Here is a 24,638-nt window from a genome sequence, read left to right on the forward strand (position 1 = left end):
AGGAAACTTTGCCCGCCGCGCGACAATGGGTGGCATGCGCTGGACCGTGCTCGACTCGCCGATCGGGGAGTTCTCCGTCGGCACCGACGCCGACGCCGTACGCGGCGCGCACTTCGGCCGGGTGGCGTCGGCGTCCGACGAACCCGGCGACGGCCTGGCCCGGCGGGCGGTGGCCGAGTTGCGGGCCTACTTCGCCGGCGAGCTGACCGAGTTCGGCGTGCCGGTGTCGGCGCCGCGCGGCTCGGAGTTCGAGCGCGCGGTCTGGCGGGAGATGACCCGCATCCCCTACGGCGAGACGACCACCTACGGCGAGGTGGCCCGCGCGCTCGGTGACCCGGGCGCGGCCCGGGCGGTGGGGGTGGCGTGCAACCGCAACCCGGTGCCGGTGATCGTGCCCTGTCACCGGATCGTCGGCGCGGGCGGCAAGCTGGTCGGTTTCGGCGGCGGGCTGCCGCGCAAGGTGACGCTGCTGGAGCTGGAGGCGGGCGTCGCGCTGCGCCGCGCCTGGTCCTGACCTTCGCGCCCGCCCGACCGGCCGGCACGAACACGGAGGGCCGGGTCCCGAACGGACCCGGCCCTCGCGATGTGCTGAGGTCAGCGCGTCAGCGCTCGATCTCGCCCTTGATGAAGGACTCGACGGCGGCGTGCGCGTCGTGGTCGGCGTACTGCTGCGGCGGGGACTTCATGAAGTACGAGGAGGCGGAGAGGATCGGGCCACCGATCTTCCGGTCCAGCGCGATCTTCGCGGCCCGGACGGCGTCGATGATGACACCGGCCGAGTTCGGCGAGTCCCACACCTCGAGCTTCAGCTCCGCGTTGAGCGGGGTGTCGCCGAAGGAGCGGCCCTCCAGGCGGATGTACGCCCACTTGCGGTCGTCCAGCCACGGCACGTGGTCGGACGGGCCGATGTGCACGTCGCTCTTCTGCATCTCGTGCGGGATCTGGGAGGTCACCGACTGGGTCTTCGAGATCTTCTTCGAGACCAGGCGGTTGCGCTCCAGCATGTTCATGAAGTCCATGTTGCCGCCGAAGTTGAGCTGGTACGTGCGCAGCAGCTCGACCCCGCGGTCCTCGAAGAGCTTCGCCAGCGCGCGGTGCACGATGGTGGCGCCGACCTGGCTCTTGATGTCGTCACCGACGATCGGCAGGCCCGCGTCCTCGAACTTCTTGGCCCACTCCGGGTCGGAGGCGATGAAGACCGGGAGGGCGTTGACGAACGCGCACCCGGCGTCGATCGCGGCCTGGGCGTAGAACTTGTCGGCCTGCTCGGAGCCCACCGGCAGGTAGGAGACCACCACGTCGACCTGCGCGTCGCGCAGCGCCTGGGCCACGTCGACCGGCGTGGCGTCCGACTCCTCGACGATCTCGCGGTAGTACTGGCCCAGGCCGTCGAAGGTCGGGCCGCGCTGCACGCTGACGCCGGTCGGCGGCACGTCGCAGAGCTTGATCGTGTTGTTCTCGCTGGCGACGATCGCCTCCGCGAGGTCCATGCCCACCTTCTTGGCGTCCACGTCGAACGCCGCGACAAACTCCACGTCCGAGACGTGGTAGTCGCCGAAGGTGACGTGCATGAGACCCGGGACGCGGTCGTTCGGGTCGGCGTTCCGGTAGTACTCCACGCCCTGTACGAGGGACGAGGCGCAGTTACCCACACCGACGATGGCGACGCGGACGGAGCCCATAGCGTCTGCCTCCTTCTTTTTCATCACGGCCGCTCTGTCCTGGACTTTCCAGGCGTGGGCGGGCTGTCGTTGTCTCCTCGGCCGCCGACCGTCCGGGGATCCGGGGCGGTCGGGGCCCGGCCGGAGCGCTCGTTGGCGATGAGCTCCTCCAGCCAGCGGACCTCGCGCTCGCAGGCGTCGAGCCCGTGGCGCTGCAGTTCCAGGGTGTACGCGTCGAGGCGCTCGGCTGCCCGGCCGAGCACGTCACGAAGACCTTCGCGGCGCTCCTCGATCTTGCGACGGCGACCTTCCAGGATCCGGAGCCGGGTGGCCTGGTCGGTCCGGGCGAAGAACGCGAAGTGCACGCCGAAGCCCGTGTCGTCGTACGTCTCGGGTCCAGCCTGCGCTATGAGCTGGGCGAAGCGTTCCTTGCCCTCCGCGGTAATGGTGTAGACCACCCGACCGCGTCGGCTGGTCAGCGCGGGAACCTCCTCGGCGGTCGCGGGTGTCTCGGCGGCTTCGGTGATCCACCCCGCCGCCTGCAACCGTCGCAGGGTCGGGTAGAGCGAGCCGTAGCTGATCGCCGCCCGGATGGCGCCGAGCTTGGCGGTCAACTCCTTGCGCAGCTCGTAACCGTGCATCGGAGCCTCCTGCAGGAGGCCCAGGATGGCGAACTCGAGCACGGCGCCATCCCTTCTTTCCCCCTGCGCGGAGGGCTTAACCGCCGCGATGTATCGGGCCGATACATCGAACGGTAGCCGAGACGGGTGGCCAGGGCAAACCTCTGATTACGCGACGCGATCCTCACTGATCGTGACCATGGTCGCCTCGGTTCGTCGGAGCGCGTACCCTTTGCCGCATGCGTACGCAGCGCCAGGTCGTCGACTACTCGCTCCAGAAGCGAGCGGTGCTGCGTGAACTCCTCGCCGGGCGGATCGGCACGTACGACGTCTGCGACGCCTCGCCGTACCTGAAGAACGCGGCCCGTTTCCACGGCGAGCCGACCGATCACCGCTGCCCCATCTGCCGCAGCGAGAACCTCACCCACGTCCACTACATTTACGGTGACGAACTCAAGCAGTCGGCGGGTCAGGCGCGTACCCGGGCCGAGTTGCCCGTGCTGGCCATGACGCTGCGTGAGTTCCAGGTGTTCGTGGTGGAGGTCTGCCCCGGCTGTGACTGGAACCACCTCGTCGAGCAGTTCCTGCTCGGCCGGGACGGTCTCGCGGGCGAGGCGACGGATGCGACCGCGTCGGCCGCGGCCGACGGCTCCACCGCCCGGCGAAGGCGAGAGGCGCAACGGTGAACTCGGCTGTCCCGACCACTGCCGGTCCGTTACCCGGGCGGCATGCTCGACAGCCGCTAAGCGTAATTGGTCCGATTAGGTCGGATTTGACGGACACGGACCGGCGCGGCGGGCCGGTAATCTTCCGTGTTCCAGCTCACGGCAACCCGGTGGCGGCGCCCCCGCGCCCCACCGCGACCGGCAGGGTGTGAGGAATGAACTACGGCGATTCCAGTTCTTCGCGTGGGCGGGCCCAGATCCCGGGCCCGAACGGCGACCCCGGCTCCGAGCGGAGTTCGCGCGGGAACGGTTGGTCCGGCGCCCCCGAGGGTGGCGCCTCGGCGCGTGCCTCGGTCACCCCGGGCGGTGTCGGCGGCCGGGCCCCGGTCGGCGGCGTTCCCCCGGTGCCCCTTGGGTCCTCGGGCTCGGCGTCGGTGGGCCGCGCCGGCGCGGGACGCGCCTCGGTGCCGGTCTCGCCGGCACCCGGTGTCGCCGGACGCGCGGGCGCGGGCCGGGCGTCCGTGCCGGTCTCCCCGGCCGGACCGGCCGGGCGTGCCTCGGTCGGCGCGGCGAGCGTGGGCGGCGCCGGACGGGCAAGCGTCGGCGCGGCACCCGTCGGCGGCCGGGCCGCGGTGGCCCGGGCCGGGGTGCCCGGCTACAGCGGCGGCCCCGGCGGTCCGGGTGGCCCGGGTGGTCCGACCGGCCCTGGTCGCGCCGGCCGCGGTGGGGATCCGGGCCGGGCGAAGAAGCGGCGCCGGCTCAACATGCTGATCGCCGGCTTCGCCGTGTTCATCATGCTCGCCGGCATCGGCGTGGTCAGCTTCACCTGGTACTCCACCAAGGTGGTGCTCCCGGAGGACACCATCCCGCCGCTGTCGACCACCATCTACGACTCCACCGGCAAGACTCCCATCGCCCGGATCGGCGACCAGAACCGGCAGTTGGTCACCATCGACCAGATCCCGGAGCACGTCCAGCACGCGGTCGCGGCGGCGGAGGACCGCAACTTCTACCGTCACTCCGGCGTGGACTACAAGGGCATCGCGCGGGCCGCCTGGAACAACGTGAGCGGCGGCGACAAGCAGGGTGCCTCGACGATCACCCAGCAGTACGCCCGCAACGCGTTCGACAACCTGAACCAGGACTCGTACGGCCGCAAGGTGAAGGAGGCGGTCCTCGCCTCCAAGCTGAACGACCGCTACGACAAGCGGACGATCATGCAGCACTACCTGAACGTCATCTACTTCGGCCGGGGCGCGTACGGCATCCAGTCGGCGGCACGGACGTACTTCAACAAGGACGTCAACAAGCTGACCGTCGCCGAGGCGGCGGTGCTCGCCGCGCTGATCAAGCAGCCCGAGCCGAGTTCCACGCACCAGGGCTACGACCCGGCGATCAACCCGCAGGACGCGCTGGACCGGTGGAACTACGTCATCAACGGCATGATCACCGAGAAGTGGCTGGACGCGCCGAACATGCCGCAGCACCCCACCGAATACCCGAAGAACATCGCGAAGCCGACGAAGAACAGCGCCGGCGGCTTCGGCATCGACACGCCGTACGGCAACGTCGTCAACTACGTCTCGCAGGAAATGCGCGAGATGAACCTCTGCACCGACAACGAGGCCGAGGCGACCGACGTGAAGCCGCTCTGCTCGAAGGCGCTGAGCCGTGGTGGTTACAAGATCACCACGACCATCAACGCCAAGATGCAGGAGGCGGCGCTCGACGCCGCCCAGCGGGCCAAGAAGGGCTCCGCGCTCGCCGGGCAGCCGTCGAACCTGATGGCTGCCATAGTGTCCATCGACCCGAAGACCGGCCGGGTGCTCGCCTACTACGGCGGTGACAACGGCACCGGCACCGACTACGCCGGCAAGAACATCGAGAACGGCGTGGTCAGCGGTGGCCACTCGCCGGGTTCGAGTTTCAAGATCTACACGCTGGCGGCGGCGCTGAAGGAGGGCATCTCCATCAAGTCCCGCTGGAAGGGCTCCGCGTTCACGCCGAAGGACACGAAGTTCAAGGTCAGCAACGCCGGCGCCGACAAGGTCTCCTGTGGCGACTCCTGCACGCTGGAACTGTCCACGCTCAAGTCGCTGAACGTGCCGTTCTACTACATCACTGAGAAGATCGGCCCGGACAAGGTTCTCGACATGGCCAAGCAGGCCGGCGTCACCACCATGTGGCAGACCGACACCAACCCGGCCAAGCCGCACGACCTGACCAAGGCCGACCCGAAGGACCTCGCGCCGAATCCGTTCTTCCACGTGATCGGCTACGGCCAGTACCCGATCACGGTGCTCGACCACGCCAACGGCGTGGCCACCTTCGCCAACGAGGGCGTCTACAACAAGGCGCACTTCATCCGGACGGTCGAGAAGCAGAACCCGAACACCGGCAAGTGGGACAGGGTCGGCGGCGAGCAACTCAAGTCGCAGCGGCGGATCGAGAAGGACATCGTCGCCGACGTCACCTCCGTGCTGGAGCAGTACCCGGGCCAGGTGAACCGCCGGCTCGACGACGGCCGCAAGGCCGCCGAGAAGACCGGCACCTGGGAACTCGGCGACGGCAGCACCCGCAACGGCGACGCCTGGATGATCGGCTACACGCCGCAGCTCGCCACCGCCGTCTGGGTCGGCAACAAGGGTGCCCGCAAGGCCATCAAGTACAAGGGCGGCGCGGACATCAGCGGCGCCAAGATGCCCGGCGAGATCTTCCAGCGCTTCATGAACGACGCGCTCAAGGGCAAGGACAAGGAAGACTTCCCGCCGGCCGCGAACGTCGGCAAGGACGACACCGGCAACGGCGAGATGCCCGCACCCCCGCCGCCGGCCCCGAACGAGCCCGGCGGGCCGTCCTGTGACCCGCTCGGCCTGTTCTGCCCCGGCGGCAACAACCCCGGCGGCGGCAACCCGGGCGGCGGCGGTACCCCCGGCGGCGGCGACCAGGGCGGCGGCAACCCCGGCGGCGGCCTCCCCGGTGGCGGCGGGCGAGGCGGTGGAGTGCTGCCCAGCACCCCACCCACCCGCCAGACCAACTGACACGTACCACCCGACGGCGGCGGCCGGACCCGAGCGGTCCGGCCGCCGCCGCGTTTCGCGTACCGGAATTTCTGCGCGCGCGGCGGGACGGACGGCCCCGACGTACGGCAGGATGCCTCTCCATGAGCACCCAGTCGACCGCAGGCATCGATGAACCCGGCACGTCCGGGGAGCAGACGCCCCGGCCCGGAGCGACCGAGGACCACCCGTCCCGCTCGGACTGGTTCGTCCGCGGCACGTCCGGACTGATCGGCGGACCGCTCGGTGACCACGCCGCCGCCCTGGACCGGCCGGCCGGCCGCGACAGCCGGTTCTGGAGCGCGGCGCGGATCGTGCTGGCCCTGATCTGCCTCACACTCGCGCTGCACTGGGTGCAGAAGTCCCCCTGCCAGGACGGCGCCTGGCAGAACAACGTCCAGTACACCCGGATGTGCTACACCGACGTGCTGGCGCTCTACTACGCCGAGGGTCTCAACGAGGGCAAGGTGCCCTACGCCGACCACCCGGTGGAGTACCCGGTGCTGACCGGCTACTTCATGGGCGCGCTCGGCCTCCCGGTGCACGCCCTCGGCGTGGACAACCCCACCATCAACCAGGGGCAGTGGTTCTACAACCTCAACGCGCTGGTGCTCGGCGCGCTCGCGGTCGCCACCGTCGCGGTCATCCTCAGCCTGCGCCGCCGACGACCCTGGGACGCGGCGCTGTTCGCCCTCTCGCCGGCGCTGGTGCTCACCGCCACCGTCAACTGGGACCTGCTCGCCGTCGGCCTCGCCGCGTTCGGGCTGCTGGCCTGGGCGCGCAGCCGACCCGACCGGCTCGGCATGCTGATGCCCGGGCTGGCGGGCCTGCTGCTCGGGCTCGGCGGCGCGGCGAAGATGTGGCCGCTGTTCCTGCTCGGCCCGATCCTGATCCTCACGCTGCGCGCCGGCCGGCTGCTCGCCGGGCTCGTCGCCACGGCCACCGCGCTGGTGACGTTGGTCGCGGTCAACCTGCCGGTGGCGATCCCGTACCGGGAGAGTTGGGGACGGTTCTTCGACCTGAACACCACCCGTCCCATCGACTGGGGCACGCTCTGGTACATCGGCCGCTACCTGGACGGCCGGATCAGCCCGTCGGCGCCCGGCGAACTCGGCCCGTTCGAGTGGCTCAACGCGAACATCCCCACCCTGAACTGGGTGTCGTACCTGCTGTTCGGGCTGGCCTGCCTCGGCGTGGCCGCGCTCGCTCTGCTCGCCCCGCGCCGGCCCCGGCTCGCGCAGGTCGCGTTCCTGGTGGTGGCCGCCTTCCTGATCTTCAGCAAGGTCTGGTCGCAGCAGTTCGTGCTCTGGCTGCTGCCAGTCGCGGTGCTCGCCCGACCCCGGTGGGGCGCGTTCCTGGCCTGGCAGTTCGCCGAGGTCTGCTACTTCGTCGCGTTCTACGGCGAACTGCTCGGCACCGCCACCTCCCGGCCGGTCTTCCCGGAGGGCGTGTTCGTGCTGGCCTCCAGCCTCCGCCTGATCACCGTGGCGGTGCTCTGCGGCTTCGTCATCCGGGACATCCTGCGGCCCGACCAGGACGCGGTGCGCCAGACCTACGCCGACGACCCCGACGGCGGAGTGCTCGACGGCGCGCCGGACGCGCCCTGGCACCAGCGCTGGCGCGCCCGCTCCGGCGTCACCGACCACCCCGTCGAACCCGTGCCCGCCTGAGACCCGGCGGCAGAGGTCACAGGCGGTAGACGACCGCGTCGCCGATCTGCTCCCGGGTCACCCCCAGCCCCTCGACCGGCCGGTCGAGCATCCCCTCCCACGGGGTGCCGCCCAACTGGTCCCGGAGCACCACCACGTTCCGGACGCCGATCTGCCGCAGGTAGTCGACGCTGGCGTAGTCGGGGAAGCTGACCGTGGCCTCGCGGGTCCGGGCCTGGGACGCCGGGGTGAAGCCGCTGCCGCCGTTGACCATCTGCTGGAACCGGTCCGTCGACCAGAGCATCACCGGCTGGTCCAGGTTCTGGCTGGTGGGCAGCACCAGCAACGGCCCGTCGACGGCCCGCATCACCGACGGCTGCTGCGGCACCACCGGATGCGGGGTGACGTTTAACCCCTCGGCGAGCACCAGCGCCAGCGGCAGCAGCGTGGCCAGCCGGAGCCACGGGCCGGGCCACGGCGGCACCCGTTCGGCGGCGAGCTCCCGCACCCGGGCGCAGAACGCGGTGACCGCGCCGGCCGCGAGCAGGCCGAGCAGCAGCGTGGCCCAGAGCATCATCCGGCCCGGCGTACGCAGCCCGTTCCAGCCCGGCAGGTAGTCGAAGAGCGGCACGTAGGTGAACCGGCCGTCGAGGAACCGGGTGCCCATCGCCAACGCCATCGTCACCAGCACGCCGGCGAGCAGGAAGAGCCGGTGGCGGACCCGCCAGACCGAGAAGAACAAGCCACCGGCGGCCAGCGCGTAGAGCGCGAAACCCGGCAGCAGCGTCATCTCCGGAGGCCAGGGCAGTGCCGCCCGCGCCCCCTCGTGCAGCTCGCCCCAGACCCGGGACTCACCCGGCGCGGTGAACAGGCCGCTGGCCGGCGGCGAGTAGAGCTGGATCTCGGCGAGCGTGCGGGCCGCGTTGGGGTGCAGCTCGGCGACCTTGAAGAAGGGAATCGCCAGCAGGCCACCCACCGCGGCGAACACCAGCCCGCCGAACAGGTCGGCCAGGAACAGCCGGCGACCGAACGGGCGCTTCACCCGCCGACGCCGGACGAACCACAGCACCGCCGAGACCAGCACCACCCCGGCCAGCAGGTACGCGAACGGCAGCCCGATGCCGAAGCCGAGGCTGAGCTGCCAGGCGGCCACCAGCCAGCCGGCGAGTGCCCAACCCGCGTGCCGGCGGCGCGGGCGGTAGCCGTACCGCAGCGACCAGCCGTGACCGCGGGCGAGCATGGCCAGCGCCAACGGGATGCCACCGTTGGAGATGATGTGCAGGTGCCCGGCCTGGGCCAGCAGCCACGGCGCGTACGCGAAGCCCGCCCCGGCCACCGCGCCGCCGATCCGGCCCGCGCCGAGCTGCCGGGCCAGCGCGTACGCCCCGAACGCGGCGAGCGCGTGGGCCAGTACGAACATGATGTTGTAGCGCAGCACGGCGTGCTCCGGACCGACGCCGATCAGGCCGGCCGGCGCGTACCCGAGCAGCGTGTCGGAGAACGCGAAGCTCCAGTTCTCCGGGAAGAACGTGTTGGAGTGCCAGAGCATCGCCGGATCGGTGCGCAGGATGTGGCCGGACCACGCCATCTGCCACGCCTGGAGGCTCGGGTCCCAGTGGTCCTGCGGCAGGGTGTAGCGCGGATAGCGCAGCGTGGGCCAGGTCATCGCAGCGGCCAGGGCCAGCGCGGCGACGGCGGCGAGCGTCCACTCGTGCACCAGGAACCGGCCCACCGCGCGGACCGCCCGGCGGGCCCGGCCGAGCACCGGCTCGGGTGCCGGCCCGAACGCGGTCCAGGGATCCGCCGGCTCCGCACCGTCCGTACCGGTGGTCTGGTCCGTGTTCGAGGTCTTGTCCGTGCCGGCGCTGCCGGTCGGGTCGGTGTCGGTGGTCTTGCTCGTGCCGGTGGTCTGGTCCGCCCCCGCGCCGCCGGTCTGGTCCGTCCCGGTGGTCTGGTCCGGGCGCGTGGCGCCGCGCCCGTTCTTGCCGGCGTCGGCGGTCGTGCGCCTGCCGTCGCGCCTGCTCCGGCCGGACCTGCGCCGGCTCTTGCCGCCGTCGCCGCCGCCGTCCCTGCCGTCACCGTTCCCGTCCCTGCCGTCGCCGTTCCTGTCCTTGCCGTCGCCAGCGCTGTCCTTGCCGTCGCCGTTCCTGTCCTTGCCGTCGCCGTCCGCCGCGTCGGCGGACTCGTCGCTGTCGGCCCGGGACCCGCTCGTGCCGGCCGCCGCGCCCGTGCCGCCCTCCACCTTGTCGGTGGCTCGGCCCGGTGCGGGCTCTGCCCCGTCGGCCGGGGAGCCCTTCGCGGCCGGTCGAGGGTCGGTGCCGGAACGACCGGTCGCGCCGGACTGCTCCGTGGTCATGCCGTGGCGCCCAACTGGGCGCGCAGGAACGCGATGTCGGCGGCCTGTCCCTCGACGCCGCCCGGGGTCTCGACGATCACCGGTGCTCCGGCCGCCCGGATCACCGCCACCAGCAGCTCCGGCTCGATGGTGCCGCCGGTGAGGTTGTCGTGGCGGTCCTGGCCGGAGTTGAAGGCGCCCTTCGAGTTGTTCGCGTGGATCAGGTCGATCCGGCCGGTGATCGCCTTGACCCGGTCGACCAGACCCAGCAGCTCCTCGCCGCCGGCGTGGGCGTGACAGGTGTCGAGGCAGAAGCCGACCTCGTGGTCGCCGAGCGCGTCCCAGAGCCGGGCCAGCGCGTCCAGGTGCCGGGCGCAGGCGTTGTCACCGCCGGCGGTGTTCTCGATCAGCACCGGCAGCGGGAAGCCGCCGGAGTCCGCCGCGTACGCGAAGGTCTTGCGCCAGTTGTCGAAGCCGGCGGCGAGGTCGCCCCCGGCGTTGACGTGGCCGCCGTGCACGATCAGCCCGCGGGCCCCGACGGTCGCCGCGGCGGTGGCGTGGGCGAGCAGCAGCTTGCGGCTCGGGATGCGGATCCGGTTGTTGAGCGTGGCCACGTTGATCACGTAGGGCGCGTGGACGTAGAGGTCGACGTCGGCGGCGCGCAGGCGCTCGGCGTCCTCCCGCGGCTTCGGGGCCTTCCAACCCTGCGGGTCGGCGAGGAAGAACTGCACCGCCTCGGCCTCCCGGGTGGCCGCCTCAGCCAGTGGGTCGGTCGCGTCGACGTGGGCTCCGATTCGCATGCAGGGCAGCCTACGTCGCGCCTACGACGCGTGGTGCGCACGCGCGCGGGTTCCGGCGGGCGGACGCGTCACCGCCCGGCCCGGCGGTCGTTGTCCGAGGTGGGATCGATGGTCGACGCTCCGCCCGACGGGTCCACAGCACGGACGGCGAGCGCCGGCCTTCGGCGACGGATCGCCCCGCCGTGCGGCCCGGTACGACGGGGCGGGTCCACTCGTCACCCACACGGCAACCGGTCAGATGGATTAATTCCAGCATTTACCCCAAGTGGTGACGACAGCCGCTGTATGGTCAGACCAGATGACAACATGATAAAGCTCCGCGGGGCGTTCCCGATCCAACCTCATCGGTGTGGTCGTTCCTCCCCAGGTCCCACCCAAGGAATGCGGACGGGACGCCCCGCGGCCCCGTGGACAGGGGTCCACCTTCTCGGCGCCCGACGCCGGAGGTGGGCCCCTGTCGCCGCCTCCGGGGGCACCCGGACCACCGGCCCCGGCATGATCGTCCGGACCGGCTATCCTTGTGCGGTTGTCCGCGTCCGGCCGGGTTCCCCCGGCATCGGGCGGGCCACGACGCACGACCTCCTGCCACGGAAGGACCGTGGCCGCCTAGCCCACAGGAGGTGAGCACGTCTTGCGTCACTATGAAGTCATGGTGATCCTCGATCCCAGCCTCGAGGAGCGCACCGTCGCCCCGTCTCTCGACACGTACCTGAACGTGATCCGGACCGCGGGTGGCTCGGTGGAGAAGACCGACGTGTGGGGCCGCCGGCGCCTCGCGTACGAGATCAACAAAAAGGCCGAGGGCATCTACGCCGTCGTCGACCTCCAGGCGACGCCGGAGGCCGTGGCTGAGCTGGACCGTCAGCTCCGACTCAACGAGTCGGTGCTGCGCACCAAGGTCATTCGCCCGGAGATGCGCTGAGCATCTAGACCCGGCACGTCCGGATCAAGCCTCATCCGCGCTGTCGGAGGGCTCTGAGAGCCTGTACGGCACAACGATGAGTGCGCGAGGAGATGGTCATGGCAGGAGACACCACCATCACGGTCATCGGCAACCTGACCGATGACCCCGAGTTGCGGTTCACCCCCTCCGGTGCGGCGGTGGCCAAGTTCCGGGTCGCTTCGACACCCCGGTTCATGGACAAGGCGTCCGGCGAGTGGAAGGACGGCGAGCCGCTGTTCCTCTCGTGCACAGTTTGGCGCCAGGCCGCCGAGAACGTCGCCGAGTCGCTGCAGCGCGGCGCCCGGGTGATCGTGTCCGGCCGGCTGCGTCAGCGGTCGTACGAGACCCGCGAGGGTGAGAAGCGCACCGTCATCGAGCTGGAGGTCGACGAGATCGGCCCGTCCCTGCGCTACGCCACGGCGAAGGTGCAGAAGATGTCCCGCTCCGGTGGCGGAGGCGGCGGCTTCGGCGGTGGTGGCGGTGGTGGCCAGGGCGGCGGCGGAGGCAACTTCGACGACCCCTGGGCCTCGGCTGCCCCGGCCCCCTCCCGCGCTGGTTCGGGCGGCGGAAACTTCGACGAGGAGCCCCCGTTCTGATGGCGCCGAGCGCCCGCGATCGCAAACCAGGAGCAAGAGCAATGGCGAAGGCTGCGGCACTGCGCAAGCCGAAGAAGAAGGTGAACCCGCTCGACAAGGACGGGATCACCTATATCGATTACAAGGACACCGCGCTGCTGCGCAAGTTCATCTCCGACCGCGGCAAGATCCGCGCTCGACGGGTGACCGGCGTGACCTCGCAGCAGCAGCGGCAGATCGCCCGTGCGGTCAAGAACGCCCGTGAGATGGCGCTCCTGCCCTACACGGCCACGGCCCGCTGAGGGGAGGCACGGACATGAAGATCATCCTCACCCAGGAGGTGTCCGGCCTCGGCTCTCCGGGCGACATCGTCGAGGTCAAGGACGGCTTCGGCCGTAACTACCTGCTGCCGCAGGGCTTCGCGATCGCCTGGACCAAGGGCGCCGAGAAGCAGGTCACGGTCATCAAGCGGGCCCGCTCGGCCCGCGAGGTCCGCGACCTCGACCACGCCAACGAGATCAAGGGCCAGCTCGAGGGCCTGAAGGTCAACCTGAAGGCCCGCGCCGGCGACGGCGGTCGGCTCTTCGGTTCGGTCACCCCGGCCGAGATCGTCGACGCCGTCAGGGCGGCCGGCGGTCCGAGCCTGGACCGTCGCCGGCTGGAGACGCCCGGCCACATCAAGTCGCTCGGCGCCTACCCGGTCAGCATCCGGCTGCACCCCGAGGTGACCGCCAAGTTCGACCTGAACGTGGTCAAGGGCTGACCCCACCGCACCACGAAAGGGCCCGCACCGGTTCTCCGGTGCGGGCCCTTTCCACATCTCCCCGCGACCCGCCATCTCCCGGCGACCCGCCGCCGGCACATCAGCCGATCGGCTGGCCGGTCACCGCGCTGATCACCACCGTGGACAGCCCACCACCCACCACGGCCGCCGCCAACGCCACCGTCGCCGACCGCCACGTCGTACCGACCTGACGCAGCAGCACCGCCACCACGAGGCTGCTCACCAGCGCCAGCCCGAACCTCGGCGCCGCCGCCGACAACGACGCGAACGCGTGCGCCCGCGGCGAGTCGCAACCTCCACCACTGATGTCGGTGACACACCCCGCCGGGGCCTGCCCGTCCAAGAGGACCAGACCGAGGAAGAGCAGCACCGCCGGCACCAGATAGCAGGCGGCCGTGTAGACGAGCGGTCGCAACGGCCCACCCGGATCCGGGTCCAGCAGGTCGTCCTCCAACCGCCGGCTCCACGAACCGCCGCCGATCGGGTCCATCCGTCGGCGCACCGCGGGCCCGCCCGGCCCGACCGGCTCCACCGCCCGGCGCCGGGGCGCGGCCCGGGGACGCGGCGCGGTGTACGCGACCACCGGCGACTGCGGCGCCGACGTCGGCGTCTCCATCCACCGCGGATCGTCACCCGCCAACCGGGTCCCCGACCAGAACTCCTCGACCTGCTCCGGCGACGCCCAACCCTCCCGGACCGGCGGTGCCGTCCGGTCCCACGGGTCGGCCGCCGGATACCGCGGACCGGCGTCCCGCACCCGGTCGAGGTGACCGGTGTCGGTGAACCGGTCCCACTCACCGGTGTGCTCGGTGCGGTCCCACCGGCTCCCGGCCTGCTCCCACCGGCTCCCGGCGTCCGCCCGACCCCACGCGTGCACGCCCGACGCGTCCCACGGGTCGACCGCCGGCTGCTCCGCCGGAGCCGGCTCGGCCGCCCGACCCCGCTCCCACGGATCCACCGCCGACGGCGGCCAGGAGGAACCGGTCGCGGCCCGGGGACTCCGCCGGGCTGGCCGCTCGGTCTCCCGTCCGCCGGTGTCACCACCCGGGTCCGCCTCCTCCGGCAGCCCCGACCAGATCACCTCCGGCCGTCGGGTCGCCGCACGTCGCGGACGGCTGCGGGGCGCCGTTCCGGACACCGGCCCGTCCTCGCCGGACTCGGCCCGTCGGCTCCCGACGTAGCCCTGTTCCTGCGGGGCGTCCATGGTCCACTCGGCGGTGTGCTCGGACACCGGCCCGGCCCCGACGGCTCGCAGCCCGCGCCGGCCGTCGTCCCGACGCCGACCGGCCTCGGCTCGCCAACCACCGTCGGAAGCGGGCGACCCGGCCTCCGCCTCGTCGTCGTCCGGCGCGGCATGCCGCCCACCGCCGTCCGCCCGACTGATTCCCGACTCCACCGCCCACCGGGGAAGGTAGGCGTCCACCGGCTCGTCCTGACCGCGCTCGATCGCCCGGCGCCGGCTCGGCGTGCGCTGACGCTCCGGCGCGTACGGGTCCACGCGCCGCGGACCAGCGGAAGCGTCCCAGGAAGCGCTCGGCCGGCGCTCGCGCGGGCTGTCCTCCCCGCTTGCCCAGTCCCGGTGTCTCACGGCGGGAGCGTGACCCTTCTCAACCCGAAAGTGCAATCCGCTGTCAAGGTGCAGCCGTTCGCAGCGATAGTACGGGACGAACGACGCCAAGGCTCGACCAGAAATCTTCCGTCCACAGGGTGGGGACGGCAGAAGCCCAGGTCAGCAGCGATACGCCCGGAAAACGCCATCACTTTTCCACACCCCTGTGCACACCCTGCGCACATGCTGGCCCCCTGCGTCCACAGGTTGTCCCGAGGCTCGTCCACCGGCCCTGTTGGTGGCTGACCTCGGGTTCCGTATCGTGGCCAGCGACCGCCGGGCGATGGCCCCCGATCGACCGGAGGGTCGGCGGAAGTTGTCACACCCCGGCGATAGAGCTGGACTCGATCCGACGCAGCAAGGGGGGAACCCGTGTCGGTCACCGACGAGACGCGCGCGGGACGGACCGGGGGGCAAGCGTCCGAGCCGCCGCCGCGGGACGCGTCCTTCGAGAAGACACCACCCCAGGACGTGGCCGCCGAACAGTGCGTCCTCGGCGGCATGCTGCTCTCCAAGGACGCCATCGCGGACGTCGTGGAGATCCTCAAGACCAACGACTTCTACCGCCCGGTGCACGCCACCATCTTCGACGCGATCCTGGACATCTACGGTCGGGGTGAACCGGCCGACCCGATCACGGTGGCCGCGGCGCTGGCCGACTCCGGCGACCTCGCCCGCATCGGCGGCGCGCCCTACCTGCACACGCTGATCGCCAGCGTGCCCACCGCCGCCAACGCCGCCTACTACGCCCGCATCGTCGGCGAGCGGGCCGTGCTCCGCCGGCTGGTCGAGGCCGGCACCCGGATCGTGCAGCTCGGCTACGGCACCGGCCCGAGCGGCAGCCGGGACGTGGACGACATCGTCGACCTCGCCCAGCAGGCCGTCTACGAGATCACCGAGAAGCGGGTCAGCGAGGACTTCGCGATCCTGGCCGACATGCTCCAGCCCACGCTGGACGAGATCGAGGCGGTCGGCGCCCAGGGCGGCATGATGACCGGCGTCCCGACCGGCTTCACCGACCTCGACCGCCTGCTCAACGGCCTGCACGCGGGGCAGTTGATTATCGTGGCCGGTCGACCGGGTCTCGGAAAGGCGCTGGCATTGGACACGCCGCTACCTACACCCACCGGGTGGACAACGATGGGTGAGGTCAAAGTCGGTGATCAGCTTCTCGGTGCGGACGGGCGACCGACCACCATCACCAACGCGTTCGAAGTGATGCATGACCGCCCCTGCTACGAGGTCGAGTTCTCCGACGGCTCGGTCATCGTGGCGGACGCCGAGCACCTGTGGAAGACGACTACCCGCGCTTCACGTCGCCAGCGAGCGGAGATCCGACCGACTTACCAGTGGAGTGAGGCTGCGCGGACTGCTACCGCAGCTACGCACCAAGCCTTCATCGCGCTTCCGGATCGGCTCATCACGTACGGTGACGCAGTCGAGATCGCGGGCGACCAGTTTCGAAGCGTCCTGCACGTTGTCGCGGCCCAGGTCGGCAGGGCCGGCAAGCTCACGCGGGAGTACACGCGACATGGCAAGCCGTGGCGCCGCAGCATCGACGCCTACTCCGCTCACGCGCTGTTCGCGACGCTGCACGACCGGGTAAACCGGCGGATGAACGCCGAGACGACCGCTAAGCATGACGGCGCGGTGACCACGGCGCACATCGCGGCCACGCTGCGGCACCCCACCGATGGGCGGTTCAACCACGCCGTTGAAAATGCCAGTCCGCTCACCCTTCCAGCCCGGGACCTACCAGTCGCGCCTTATACGCTTGGCGCGTGGTTGGGTGACGGAACCACCGCAGGCGCCTCCTTCACGACGGCTGACCCGGAGATCGTGTCGTTCATCGAGACGGACGGCTACGCGGTACAGCCGACCGCCGCCCGGTTCCACTACGGCATCAAAACCCCGAAGCTCCCACCACTGCCAGACCGGAACTGCATCGTCTGTGGCACTCGGTTCACGCCGCGAGGCCCGGGGGTTTGGGCGTGCGGTCGGTCGTGTGGCGGCAAGTCGAGAGGGCTTGTTAGAGAAGCCGATCGAGGGCACTGCTGTTCCTGCGGCACCCCGTTCACGTACGCGTCGGCCTCGTCGCGTCTCTGCCAGGCATGCCGGTCTGCACGAGGCTCGTTTACGGCGCTGCTGCGGACCGCAGGCGTCCTAGGGAACAAGCACATCCCTATGGCGTACCTGCGCGCATCCGAGGCCCAGCGGCGGGCGCTGCTCGCGGGTCTACTCGACACAGACGGCACCGTCACCAGCAGCGGAAATGTCCAGTTCACGAGCACGTCGGCGCGTCTCGCCGAGGAAGTCCGGGAATTGATCGTCAGCCTCGGGTACCGGTGCTCTATCTCACGCAAGCCGGTTAACGGGCGGACCCCGGAGTCGTCGGTGGCATACAACCTCAATTTCACGACCACCGACGAGGTGTTCAGGTTGGGGCGAAAGCGGGACCTGCACCGTCAGCGCCGACGATCCAACAGCACCGTCTGCACCGGCCAGCGATACATCGTGGATGTACGGCCCACCCCGAGTGTCCCCGTTCGTTGCGTGGCGGTAGACAACGACGGACACTTGTATCTTGCCGGCCGTTCGATGATCCCGACGCACAACAGCACAGCCAGCATGGACTTCGCCCGGAATGCTGCTATTCGCGCCAACCAGGCCGCGGCCATCTTCTCGCTGGAGATGAGCAAGGTCGAGATCGTCATGCGACTGCTCTCCGCCGAGGCGCGCGTGCCGCTGCACGTGCTGCGCAGCGGGCAGCTCTCCGACGACGACTGGACCAAGCTGGCCCGCTGCATGGGCGAGATCAGCGAGGCGCCGCTCTTCGTCGACGACACCCCGAGCATGAACCTGATGGAGATCCGGGCGAAGGCGCGACGGCTCAAGCAGAAGCACGACCTGAAGCTGATCGTTGTCGACTATCTCCAGCTCATGACTTCACCCAAGCGCACCGAGAGCCGGCAGCAGGAGGTCGCGGACCTCTCCCGTGGCCTGAAGCTGCTGGCCAAGGAGGTCGAGTGCCCGGTGATCGCGGTGAGTCAGCTGAACCGTGGCCCGGAGCAGCGTACGGACAAGCGACCACAGTTGTCCGATTTGCGTGAATCGGGATCAATTGAGCAGGATGCGGACGTTGTAATTCTTTTGCACCGCGATGACTACTATGACAAGGAGTCGCCGCGGGCCGGGGAGGCGGATTTCATCATCGCCAAACACAGGAATGGGCCGACCGACACGGTGACGGTCGCCGCGCAGTTGCACCTGTCTCGCTTCGTGGACATGGCCATCGTATGAGCGACCGCCTCGCCCGGCGGGCTCCTCCGAGGCCTTGATCACGAGGTTGGCGGCGTTGTTGATCTACGTTGACGCCGTCAAGTTCATGATCACCTTCATCTCCCGCGCGGGGGAGCGGTCCAGCGACCGTACGGATCGGCGGTTCAGTCGGACGAGAGGTCTGGGCGGTGCTCCCGGATCCACTTCTCGACGTCGGACTTGCGCCACACCTTGCCCATGGCTAGCACGGCGATGGGCTCGGGGAAGTTGCGCTGATTGGCGATCACGGACGCGCGCTGGCGCGAGACGTTGCCGAGCATCGCCCGGATCTCCGACACACCCACCAGCTCCACGCGTTGACGATGGCAGCGGCGTAGTCCGCAGACGGCGACAACTACGGAGACTATTGACGTAGTCAACGGGAGTCGACACGATCGGGGGATGAGTGCGCCGAATGCCTCCCCCGTACCCGATCGCGGTGGCCGAGCCATGCGACCGCACACTCCGATGCGGCCGCGCTGGCTCTGCCGCGTCTGCGCCGGCCCTTGGCCGTGCCAGCCGGCGCGCCTGTTGCTGCTGATGGACTACCGACGCGACCGCGTAGCCCTGTCGATCTACATGGCGGCCTGCCTGTTCGACGCCACCGCCGACCTGCTGAGGCAGAACCCGGACCCGCAGGAACTGTTCGACCGCTTCGTCGGCTGGACCGCACGCCCCACACTCCGCTGATCACGGCGGGAGGGTTCTCAGCCGAGCAGCGGGAACCAGCCCGCCGCCTCGCCCAGCTCGAACCGGTCCCGGTCGGTCAACGGCACCCGCCCGGTGGCCTTGAGCAGATACTCGTGGTCGTCCCAGGCGGCCGGGCGTACCGCGTCGTCGCACAGCAGGCCGTCCATCGTGGTCACCGCCACCCGGGTCGGGCCGGTCGCCGGCGGTGGCGCGTCCGGCAGGTCCACCACCAGGTCGAGGTGGTGCACGACCGCCTCGGTGGTCAGGGTGGCGAGCAGATCCGGTACGCGCAGCACGTGGCCCTGGGTGGTGACGTGCCCGGTGACGTCTGCGGCGGCAGCCGCGCGGGCGGCGGCGGGAGCCGTGTCGGACCAGATCCGGACCACGCCGGTGGGCCGGTCGAACGCGGCGGCCGAGCGGCGGGCCCACCAGGCGTGCCGCGCGCCGGCCCCGTCGTCGCCGTCGGCGCCGAACGCCCGCCAGTAGCTGATGTCGTCCACGTCGGCCGGGCCGGGCACCGGGCTGGCCAGCGCGACGAGCGCGCGTTGGGCGTCGCAGAGCACGTGGAAGAGCAGGTCGGCGACGAGCCAGCCCTGGCAGCGGGTGGGTCGTTGCAGGCCGGCGTCGTCGAGCGGGGCGACGGCGGCGGTGATGCCGTCGTACGCCTGGGCCAGCGCCTCGGGCGGCCGGGTCGGGCTCATGGGGTGCAGCCTGCCACGGCGCGCGGCCACCGGCACGGTTAGGCGGGGCCCCTTCCTATCGCCCAGGCGATAAGCAGGGCCCCCGCCTAACGACGAGCGGCGGTCAGTCGAACAGTTCGCCGAGGAAGCCGTGCTTCTTCTTGCGGCGGTAGTGGCCGTGGTAGCCGTAGTGCTGCTGCTGACCGTGGCCGTACGCGGGCTGCGGGTAGCCGTGGCCGGGCGGCGGCGGAGGGGGCGGGGGGACGGCGCCGTAGCCCGGCTGGTGCGGGGCGGCGGGCGGGGGCGGCGGAGGCGGCGGGTAGCCGGCCCCGGCGGGCGCGGCCTGCGGGGCGCCGCCCTGCTGCCGGTTCCAGTTGGCCTCGGCCTCGAACAGCTTTTCGAGCTCGCCTCGGTCGAGGAAGATTCCGCGGCACTCGCCGCACTGGTCGATGACTACTCCGCTGCGCTCGTACTGGCGCATCTCTCCACGGCATTTGGGACAGGTGAGCTGCATGACACCGACGGTACCGGGTGTTTTCACGCGGTGGCGGTCAGCGCGTGCGTCACCTCGTCGTCGGAGACCTCGTGGAAGTCGTCGTAGTAGGCGCCGACGGCGGCGAAGTCGGCTGGGAGTTGGCTGCTCACGACCGTGTCGGCCGTGGCGGCGAGCATCTCGTACGCCGGCGGGGAGCCGACCGGGACGGCGACGACCACCCGGGCGGCGCCGAGCTGGCGGGCGACCTGGACGGCGGCGCGGGCGGTGGCGCCGGTGGCGAGCCCGTCGTCGACGATCAGGGCGGTGCGGCCGGTCAGGTCCAGCGGTGGCCGGCCGGCGCGGTAGCGCTGCTCGCGGCGGTCCAGTTCGGCCTGTTCGCGGCGGCGGACCTGGGCCCGGTCGTTCTCGCTGATCCGGCCGGCGACCATGTCGTTGAGGACCTGCACGCCGCCGGGGCCGAGCGCCCCGAAGGCGACCTCGGGTGCCCAGGGGACGCCGAGTTTGCGGACGACCAGCACGTCGAGGGGGGCGTGGAGCCGGTCGGCGATCACCCGGGCGACGGGGACGCCGCCGCGGACCAGGGCGAGCACGACGACGTCGGGCCGGTCGGCGAGGTCGGTGAGTCGCTCGGCGAGGTCCTGTCCCGCTTCGGTCCGGTCACGGTAGGTGGTCATGCCTCAGGTGTACGCCTTCCGGCCGGGTCGCGCCGGGCGGTTGCCGGGAATGCCGGCCGGCCGGGTTGCCGGGTGGGCGCCTCGGCGAGTGCCAGCGCGGGGGCGAGGACGAGCAGGGCGGCCGGGTAGAGCAGGTAACCGAAGCGGGTGGAGGGCATCAGCAGGATCGCGGCGAGCAGCCCGTATCCGCTGATGAGGGCCGTGGCGGCGGCGGTGCGCGGCGGGTGGCGCAGCAGCCGGACGGCGATCGCCAGGCCGACCGCGACCAGCAGCGCGGCGGCGACCACCCGGCCGGCGGGGAGCGTCTCGGCGATCAGGTGGCCGGGGAACGGGGACTGGGCGGGGCTGGTCACCAGGCCGTGGCCGAGCGGGAACCGGAGCACGTTCTCGACGAGGGCGTCGCGGTCGACGAGCAGGACCGGCAGCAGCGCGAGGACGGGCAGGCCGAGGGCGCCCAGGGCGGTGCGCGGCGCGGCCCGGCGGGTGGCGGCCCAGCAGACCAGCACGACCGCCACCGGCCAGGCGAAGAGCTTCAGCGCGCCGGCGACCCCGACCGCGAGGCCGGCACGGCCGGGCCGGTCGGCGGCGGCCAGCGCGAGGGCGAGCAGGCATAGCGCGAGTACGGGGAGGTCGTCGCCGCCGGTGGCGAGCGTGAGCGCGGCGACGGGCAGGACGGTGGCGGCCTGGACGGCGCGCAGCAGCGCGGCGGAGCGGCGGGGCGAGGTGGGGCCGGTGCTGGTGCGCAGCGTGGTGACCAGGGCGGCGAGCGCGAGCGCGGTGCCGACCGCGAACCAGACGCGGGCGTCGGTCCACCAGGCGTCGGCGGCGGCCCGGGGCAGCCCGAACAGCGCCATTCCGGGTTGGTAGGGGGTGTAGCCGAGGAGTTGCTCGCCGGGGGGCAGGGCGGCGATGGCGGCGGGGCCGAGGTAGGGGGTGCCGTGCTCGGCGAGGCGGGTGCCGGCGTGTTCCACCACGAGCACCTCCTCCTGGGCCCGGTCGGTGCGTCCGCCGGCCCGTTGGATGCTCTGGGCGATGACCGGGAGCAGCGCGGTGGTGGCCCAGGTGAGGCCGGTGACCGTCCAGCGGGCGGGCAGGCCGGCCAGGGGGGTGCCGGGGTGTCGGCGGCGGGCGAGGAGCTGGGTGGTCGCGGCGAGCGCGGCGACCGCGTACCCGATGGTGGCGACGGTGCCCCACGCGCGGTGCGGGGGCAGGGTGGAGGTGGCGGCGGTGACCGCGGCGAAGATCGTGGCGGCGGCGTAGAGGCCCAGGTCGAGGGCGAGACCGCCGCCGGCGGTGTCGAGCGCCGACCAGCGGCGGGAGGTGGCGGTGGCCGGGTCGGCGTGGGCGGTCACGCGGGCCAGTCTGGCAGACCGGGGGTGCGGTCCGGCCGGGTCGGGCCGGTTGGTCAGGGGTGCCGGACGTCGGTGGCGGGGGCCGGGCGGGTCCGGGCGCCGGCGGCGCGGCGGCCGGGCAGCCGGATGACGGCGCCGGTGTCGTGCAGCGGTGCGGCGAGTGCGCCGGGCCGGCCGCCGGCGCCGCGTTGGAGGGCGGCGAGCAGCGCGCCGGCCGGCAGCGGCCGGGCGAACAGGTGGCCCTGGCCGGCCGTGCAGCCCAGCTCCCAGAGCGTGCGGCGTTGCGGTTCGCTCTCCACGCCCTCGGCGACCACGGTGAGGTCGAGGCTGCGGCCCAGGTCGAGGGTGGAGCGGATCACGGCGGCGGCCTCGGGTGCGGTTTCCATGGCGGTGACGAAGCTACGGTCGATCTTGAGTTCGTGGACCGGGATGCGGGAGAGCAGGGAGAGTGAGGAGTAGCCGGTGCCGAAGTCGTCGAGGGCCAGCCGGACGCCGGAGTCGCGGAGCCGGCTGAGCACCCGGTCGACCACGTCGAGCTGGCTGAGGGTGAGCGTCTCGGTGAGTTCCAGGACGAGCCGGTCGGGCGGGAGGTCGTGGGCGCGCAGCCGGGCCAGCACGGCGCCGGGGAAGCGGGCGTCGAGGAGGCTGCGTGGCGACACGTTCACCGAGACGGGCAGGTCGAAGCCGGCGTCGTGCCACGAGCCGGCCGCGATCAGCGCCTGGTCGAGGATGGCCTCGGCGAACGCGGGCAGCAGCCCGGAGCGTTCCACCGCCTCCAGGAAGCGCAGCGGGTCGATCAGGCCGTGGGTGGGGTGGTGCCAGCGGGCCAGCGCCTCCGCGCCGGTGACCTGGCCGCTGCCCAGGTCGACGATGGGTTGGAAGTTGACGGTGAACTCGTGGTCGGCGACGGCCCGGGGCAGCTCGCCGCCGAGTGTGAGCCGGCTGAGGTCGGCGGTGTCGCGGGTCGCCGCGTACGTGGCGATCCGCTGGCCGGCACGCTTGGCCTGGTACATCGCCACGTCGGCGCGGCGCAGCAGCTCGGGCATCCCGCCGGTGGCGGGGGCGACGGCGATGCCGCCGCTGGCTTCCACGCTGATTCGCATGCCGTCGAGGTCGATCGGGTCGTGCAGCGCGGCGAGCAGGGCTTCGGCGCGGTGCGCGGCGACCGCCGGGGCGGGCAGGCCGCGCAGCAGCACGGCGAACTCGTCGCCGCCGAGCCGGGCGACCAGGTCGTCGGCGCGTGCCGCGTCGCGGAGCCGCTCGGCGACCTGGATCAGCACCCGGTCGCCGGCGCCGTGCCCGAGCGTGTCGTTGACCTCCTTGAAGTGGTTGAGGTCGATCAGCACCAGGGCGGTGACGCCGTCGGCGTGCCGGGTGGTGAGCTGGGCGGTGCCCTCGTCCAGCAGGTGCCGGCGGTTGGACAGCCCGGTGAGGGCGTCGTGGGTGGCGGCGTAGGCGTGGTCGGCGGCGACGCGGGCCAGTTCGGCGTACGCCTGGGCGTTGCGGACCGCGGTGCACAGCGCGGAGGCGAAGGTACGCAGGGTGTACTGCTCCCGCTCGGAGAGTTCGACCGGCCCGACGAAGCGGAGCCGCAGCTCGCCGATGTTCTCCGCCCGGTCGTGTCCTTCCAGCGTGACCGGCATGATCCGGCCGTCCGTGGCGCTGGGGCGTGGTGCGGTCCCGTCGTACGCGATGCCGGCCGCGCCGCCGCGGACCGTGCGCCCGCCCTCGCGTAGTTCGATCTCGACCTCGTCGGCGGAGAAGAGTTCGGCGGCCTCGGTGACGGCGGTGGTGAGGACCTGGTCGAGGTCGACCACGTTGAGCGCGTCGGTGGTGCGGGCGAGTCGCTGCCAGGCCTGCTGCTCGGTGCGGGCGCGGATCCTGGCGGAGTACGCCAGGTGCAGGCTGAGCACCAGGGGCGGCACGGCGAGCAACAGGCGGGGGTCGACCCGGAGGATCAGCACGGTGGAGGCGGCTACGACGAATCGCACGCCGAAGCCGGCGATCCGTAGGTCGAGGTTATTGCGGAACTGGCGCAGGATCGGCGTTCGGGACGCGAGCGCGATGACCGGAATCGCAAGTACGTCGTCGAGGATCGCGGCGACCAGATAGACGATTCCCAGCAGTACGACGATGCGGAGTGGCTCTCGAGGTGGCCAGGCGCCGCCGAGCAGCAGTGTGGCGACGGTGGCGCCTCCGGCCACGAGGGTGTGCTTCGCGATGGCGAACGCCACCTTGATGGGTGCCAGGCGGGTCACCGATCCGGCGGCCACCCCGAGGCCGGTGGCCAGGACGACCCAGGAGGCCGGCGCGACGGCCAGGCCGATGACGATTGCGGTTTCCACCCATGCGAAGTAGAAGGTGGTCGACCTGATCCGTAGCCGCGTCTTGATGACGGTGGCCAGCGTGACGGTCACCACGAGGGTTGCCACGGTGACGAAGTCGCGTACCGATTCGGGGTGTTGCCTGCGCGTGGCGGAGACCGCGACGAGCGCGACGAGCGATGCGCCGGCCACCAGGGTGTAGACGAGGCCGCGCAGGCCGGGGTCGACACCCGTGCGGCTCTCCGTCGTCCGGCTCACCCGAGTCACCCGCCGCTCACCGTCGGTACGCGATGAGCGGCAGCCTACCGCTTCGTTCCGGTGCGGGAAACTCTCATCCCCATTCGGTGCTACGCATTGTTCGTCCCTCCTCCAATATCCCGTCGGGCCGGAATCGCCGCCGATCG

At 71.6% G+C, this 24,638-nt stretch carries 21 protein-coding genes; 10 read left to right on the forward strand and 11 right to left on the reverse strand.

From position 1 onward, the window contains the following. Positions 1–34: 34 nt before the first annotated feature. Positions 35–514 (forward strand): methylated-DNA--[protein]-cysteine S-methyltransferase, encoded by a 480-nt coding sequence (locus ACZ6O5_RS26720; RefSeq protein ID WP_465980460.1) that lies wholly within the window; start codon positions 35–37, stop codon positions 512–514. A gap of 88 nt (positions 515–602) precedes the next feature. Here the strand turns inward: ACZ6O5_RS26720 and ACZ6O5_RS26725 are convergent, their stop codons facing one another. After that, positions 603–1,682, reverse strand: a complete 1,080-nt coding sequence (locus tag ACZ6O5_RS26725) for an inositol-3-phosphate synthase (RefSeq protein WP_107162010.1) — start codon at positions 1,680–1,682, stop codon at positions 603–605. Between the two features lie 23 nt (positions 1,683–1,705). Next, entirely contained in the window at positions 1,706–2,344 is a 639-nt protein-coding gene (locus ACZ6O5_RS26730; RefSeq protein ID WP_465980461.1) for a PadR family transcriptional regulator, read from the reverse strand. A gap of 176 nt (positions 2,345–2,520) precedes the next feature. On the opposite strand from ACZ6O5_RS26730, the gene ACZ6O5_RS26735 reads away from it, so the two are divergent. The 3 genes from ACZ6O5_RS26735 to ACZ6O5_RS26745 all read left to right on the forward strand — a co-directional run bounded on the left by ACZ6O5_RS26735 (position 2,521) and on the right by ACZ6O5_RS26745 (position 7,675). Next, on the forward strand, positions 2,521–2,967 hold the full coding sequence (locus tag ACZ6O5_RS26735; RefSeq protein WP_107162012.1) for a DUF5318 domain-containing protein: 447 nt from the start codon (positions 2,521–2,523) through the stop codon (positions 2,965–2,967). A gap of 194 nt (positions 2,968–3,161) precedes the next feature. Continuing rightward, on the forward strand, positions 3,162–5,987 hold the full coding sequence (locus ACZ6O5_RS26740) for a transglycosylase domain-containing protein (protein ID WP_465980462.1): 2,826 nt from the start codon (positions 3,162–3,164) through the stop codon (positions 5,985–5,987). A 122-nt stretch (positions 5,988–6,109) separates the two neighbouring features. Then, positions 6,110–7,675, forward strand: a complete 1,566-nt coding sequence (locus ACZ6O5_RS26745; protein ID WP_465980463.1) for a glycosyltransferase family 87 protein — start codon at positions 6,110–6,112, stop codon at positions 7,673–7,675. A gap of 16 nt (positions 7,676–7,691) precedes the next feature. Here ACZ6O5_RS26745 and ACZ6O5_RS26750 read toward each other — a convergent pair whose 3' ends face one another. After that, positions 7,692–10,010 (reverse strand): hypothetical protein, encoded by a 2,319-nt coding sequence (locus tag ACZ6O5_RS26750; protein ID WP_465980464.1) that lies wholly within the window; start codon positions 10,008–10,010, stop codon positions 7,692–7,694. After that, complete coding sequence (locus ACZ6O5_RS26755) at positions 10,007–10,789, reverse strand: deoxyribonuclease IV (RefSeq protein WP_465980465.1); 783 nt, start codon at positions 10,787–10,789, stop codon at positions 10,007–10,009. The genes ACZ6O5_RS26750 and ACZ6O5_RS26755 overlap by 4 nt, the downstream gene beginning before the upstream one ends. A 631-nt stretch (positions 10,790–11,420) precedes the next feature. Here ACZ6O5_RS26755 and rpsF point away from each other — a divergent pair. From rpsF to rplI, 4 genes are all read left to right on the forward strand, one after another. Continuing rightward, positions 11,421–11,711 (forward strand): 30S ribosomal protein S6, encoded by a 291-nt coding sequence (gene rpsF / locus ACZ6O5_RS26760; RefSeq protein WP_088643630.1) that lies wholly within the window; start codon positions 11,421–11,423, stop codon positions 11,709–11,711. A gap of 80 nt (positions 11,712–11,791) precedes the next feature. Continuing rightward, positions 11,792–12,328, forward strand: a complete 537-nt coding sequence (locus ACZ6O5_RS26765) for a single-stranded DNA-binding protein (RefSeq protein WP_175441301.1) — start codon at positions 11,792–11,794, stop codon at positions 12,326–12,328. 41 nt (positions 12,329–12,369) lie between these two features. Continuing rightward, positions 12,370–12,609 carry a 30S ribosomal protein S18 gene (gene rpsR / locus ACZ6O5_RS26770; RefSeq protein WP_007073789.1) on the forward strand — a complete coding sequence of 80 codons (240 nt, stop codon included), beginning with the start codon at positions 12,370–12,372 and terminating at the stop codon, positions 12,607–12,609. 14 nt (positions 12,610–12,623) lie between these two features. Beyond that, positions 12,624–13,070, forward strand: coding sequence for a 50S ribosomal protein L9 (rplI, locus tag ACZ6O5_RS26775; protein ID WP_281933971.1), 447 nt, complete (start codon positions 12,624–12,626; stop codon positions 13,068–13,070). Between the two features lie 100 nt (positions 13,071–13,170). Here the strand turns inward: rplI and ACZ6O5_RS26780 are convergent, their stop codons facing one another. After that, positions 13,171–14,589 carry a hypothetical protein gene (locus tag ACZ6O5_RS26780; RefSeq protein ID WP_465980466.1) on the reverse strand — a complete coding sequence of 473 codons (1,419 nt, stop codon included), beginning with the start codon at positions 14,587–14,589 and terminating at the stop codon, positions 13,171–13,173. 483 nt (positions 14,590–15,072) lie between these two features. On the opposite strand from ACZ6O5_RS26780, the gene dnaB reads away from it, so the two are divergent. Beyond that, the gene (gene dnaB / locus ACZ6O5_RS26785) at positions 15,073–18,000 is read left to right on the forward strand and encodes a replicative DNA helicase (RefSeq protein ID WP_465980467.1); all 2,928 of its coding nucleotides are present in this window, start codon (positions 15,073–15,075) and stop codon (positions 17,998–18,000) included. Between the two features lie 143 nt (positions 18,001–18,143). Here the strand turns inward: dnaB and ACZ6O5_RS26790 are convergent, their stop codons facing one another. Beyond that, positions 18,144–18,332 (reverse strand): hypothetical protein, encoded by a 189-nt coding sequence (locus ACZ6O5_RS26790; RefSeq protein ID WP_405091762.1) that lies wholly within the window; start codon positions 18,330–18,332, stop codon positions 18,144–18,146. Positions 18,333–18,558: 226 nt separating this feature from the next. On the opposite strand from ACZ6O5_RS26790, the gene ACZ6O5_RS26795 reads away from it, so the two are divergent. Next, on the forward strand, positions 18,559–18,708 hold the full coding sequence (locus ACZ6O5_RS26795) for a hypothetical protein (protein WP_405091761.1): 150 nt from the start codon (positions 18,559–18,561) through the stop codon (positions 18,706–18,708). Between the two features lie 17 nt (positions 18,709–18,725). Here ACZ6O5_RS26795 and ACZ6O5_RS26800 read toward each other — a convergent pair whose 3' ends face one another. The 5 genes from ACZ6O5_RS26800 to ACZ6O5_RS26820 form a co-directional block, all read right to left on the reverse strand. Continuing rightward, positions 18,726–19,409: a maleylpyruvate isomerase N-terminal domain-containing protein gene (locus tag ACZ6O5_RS26800; protein WP_465980468.1), complete on the reverse strand. Its 684-nt coding sequence runs from the start codon at positions 19,407–19,409 to the stop codon at positions 18,726–18,728. A gap of 103 nt (positions 19,410–19,512) precedes the next feature. Next, positions 19,513–19,902, reverse strand: a complete 390-nt coding sequence (locus tag ACZ6O5_RS26805) for a TFIIB-type zinc ribbon-containing protein (RefSeq protein WP_343444319.1) — start codon at positions 19,900–19,902, stop codon at positions 19,513–19,515. Positions 19,903–19,925: 23 nt separating this feature from the next. After that, positions 19,926–20,558, reverse strand: a complete 633-nt coding sequence (locus ACZ6O5_RS26810; protein WP_396772429.1) for a phosphoribosyltransferase — start codon at positions 20,556–20,558, stop codon at positions 19,926–19,928. Further along, positions 20,555–21,910, reverse strand: coding sequence for a glycosyltransferase 87 family protein (locus tag ACZ6O5_RS26815; RefSeq protein ID WP_465980469.1), 1,356 nt, complete (start codon positions 21,908–21,910; stop codon positions 20,555–20,557). Before ACZ6O5_RS26815 ends, ACZ6O5_RS26810 begins: the two co-directional genes overlap by 4 nt. A gap of 53 nt (positions 21,911–21,963) precedes the next feature. Beyond that, complete coding sequence (locus ACZ6O5_RS26820; RefSeq protein ID WP_465980470.1) at positions 21,964–24,492, reverse strand: putative bifunctional diguanylate cyclase/phosphodiesterase; 2,529 nt, start codon at positions 24,490–24,492, stop codon at positions 21,964–21,966. Positions 24,493–24,638 lie beyond the last annotated feature (146 nt).

The organism is Micromonospora sp. NPDC049201 (assembly GCF_055586805.1).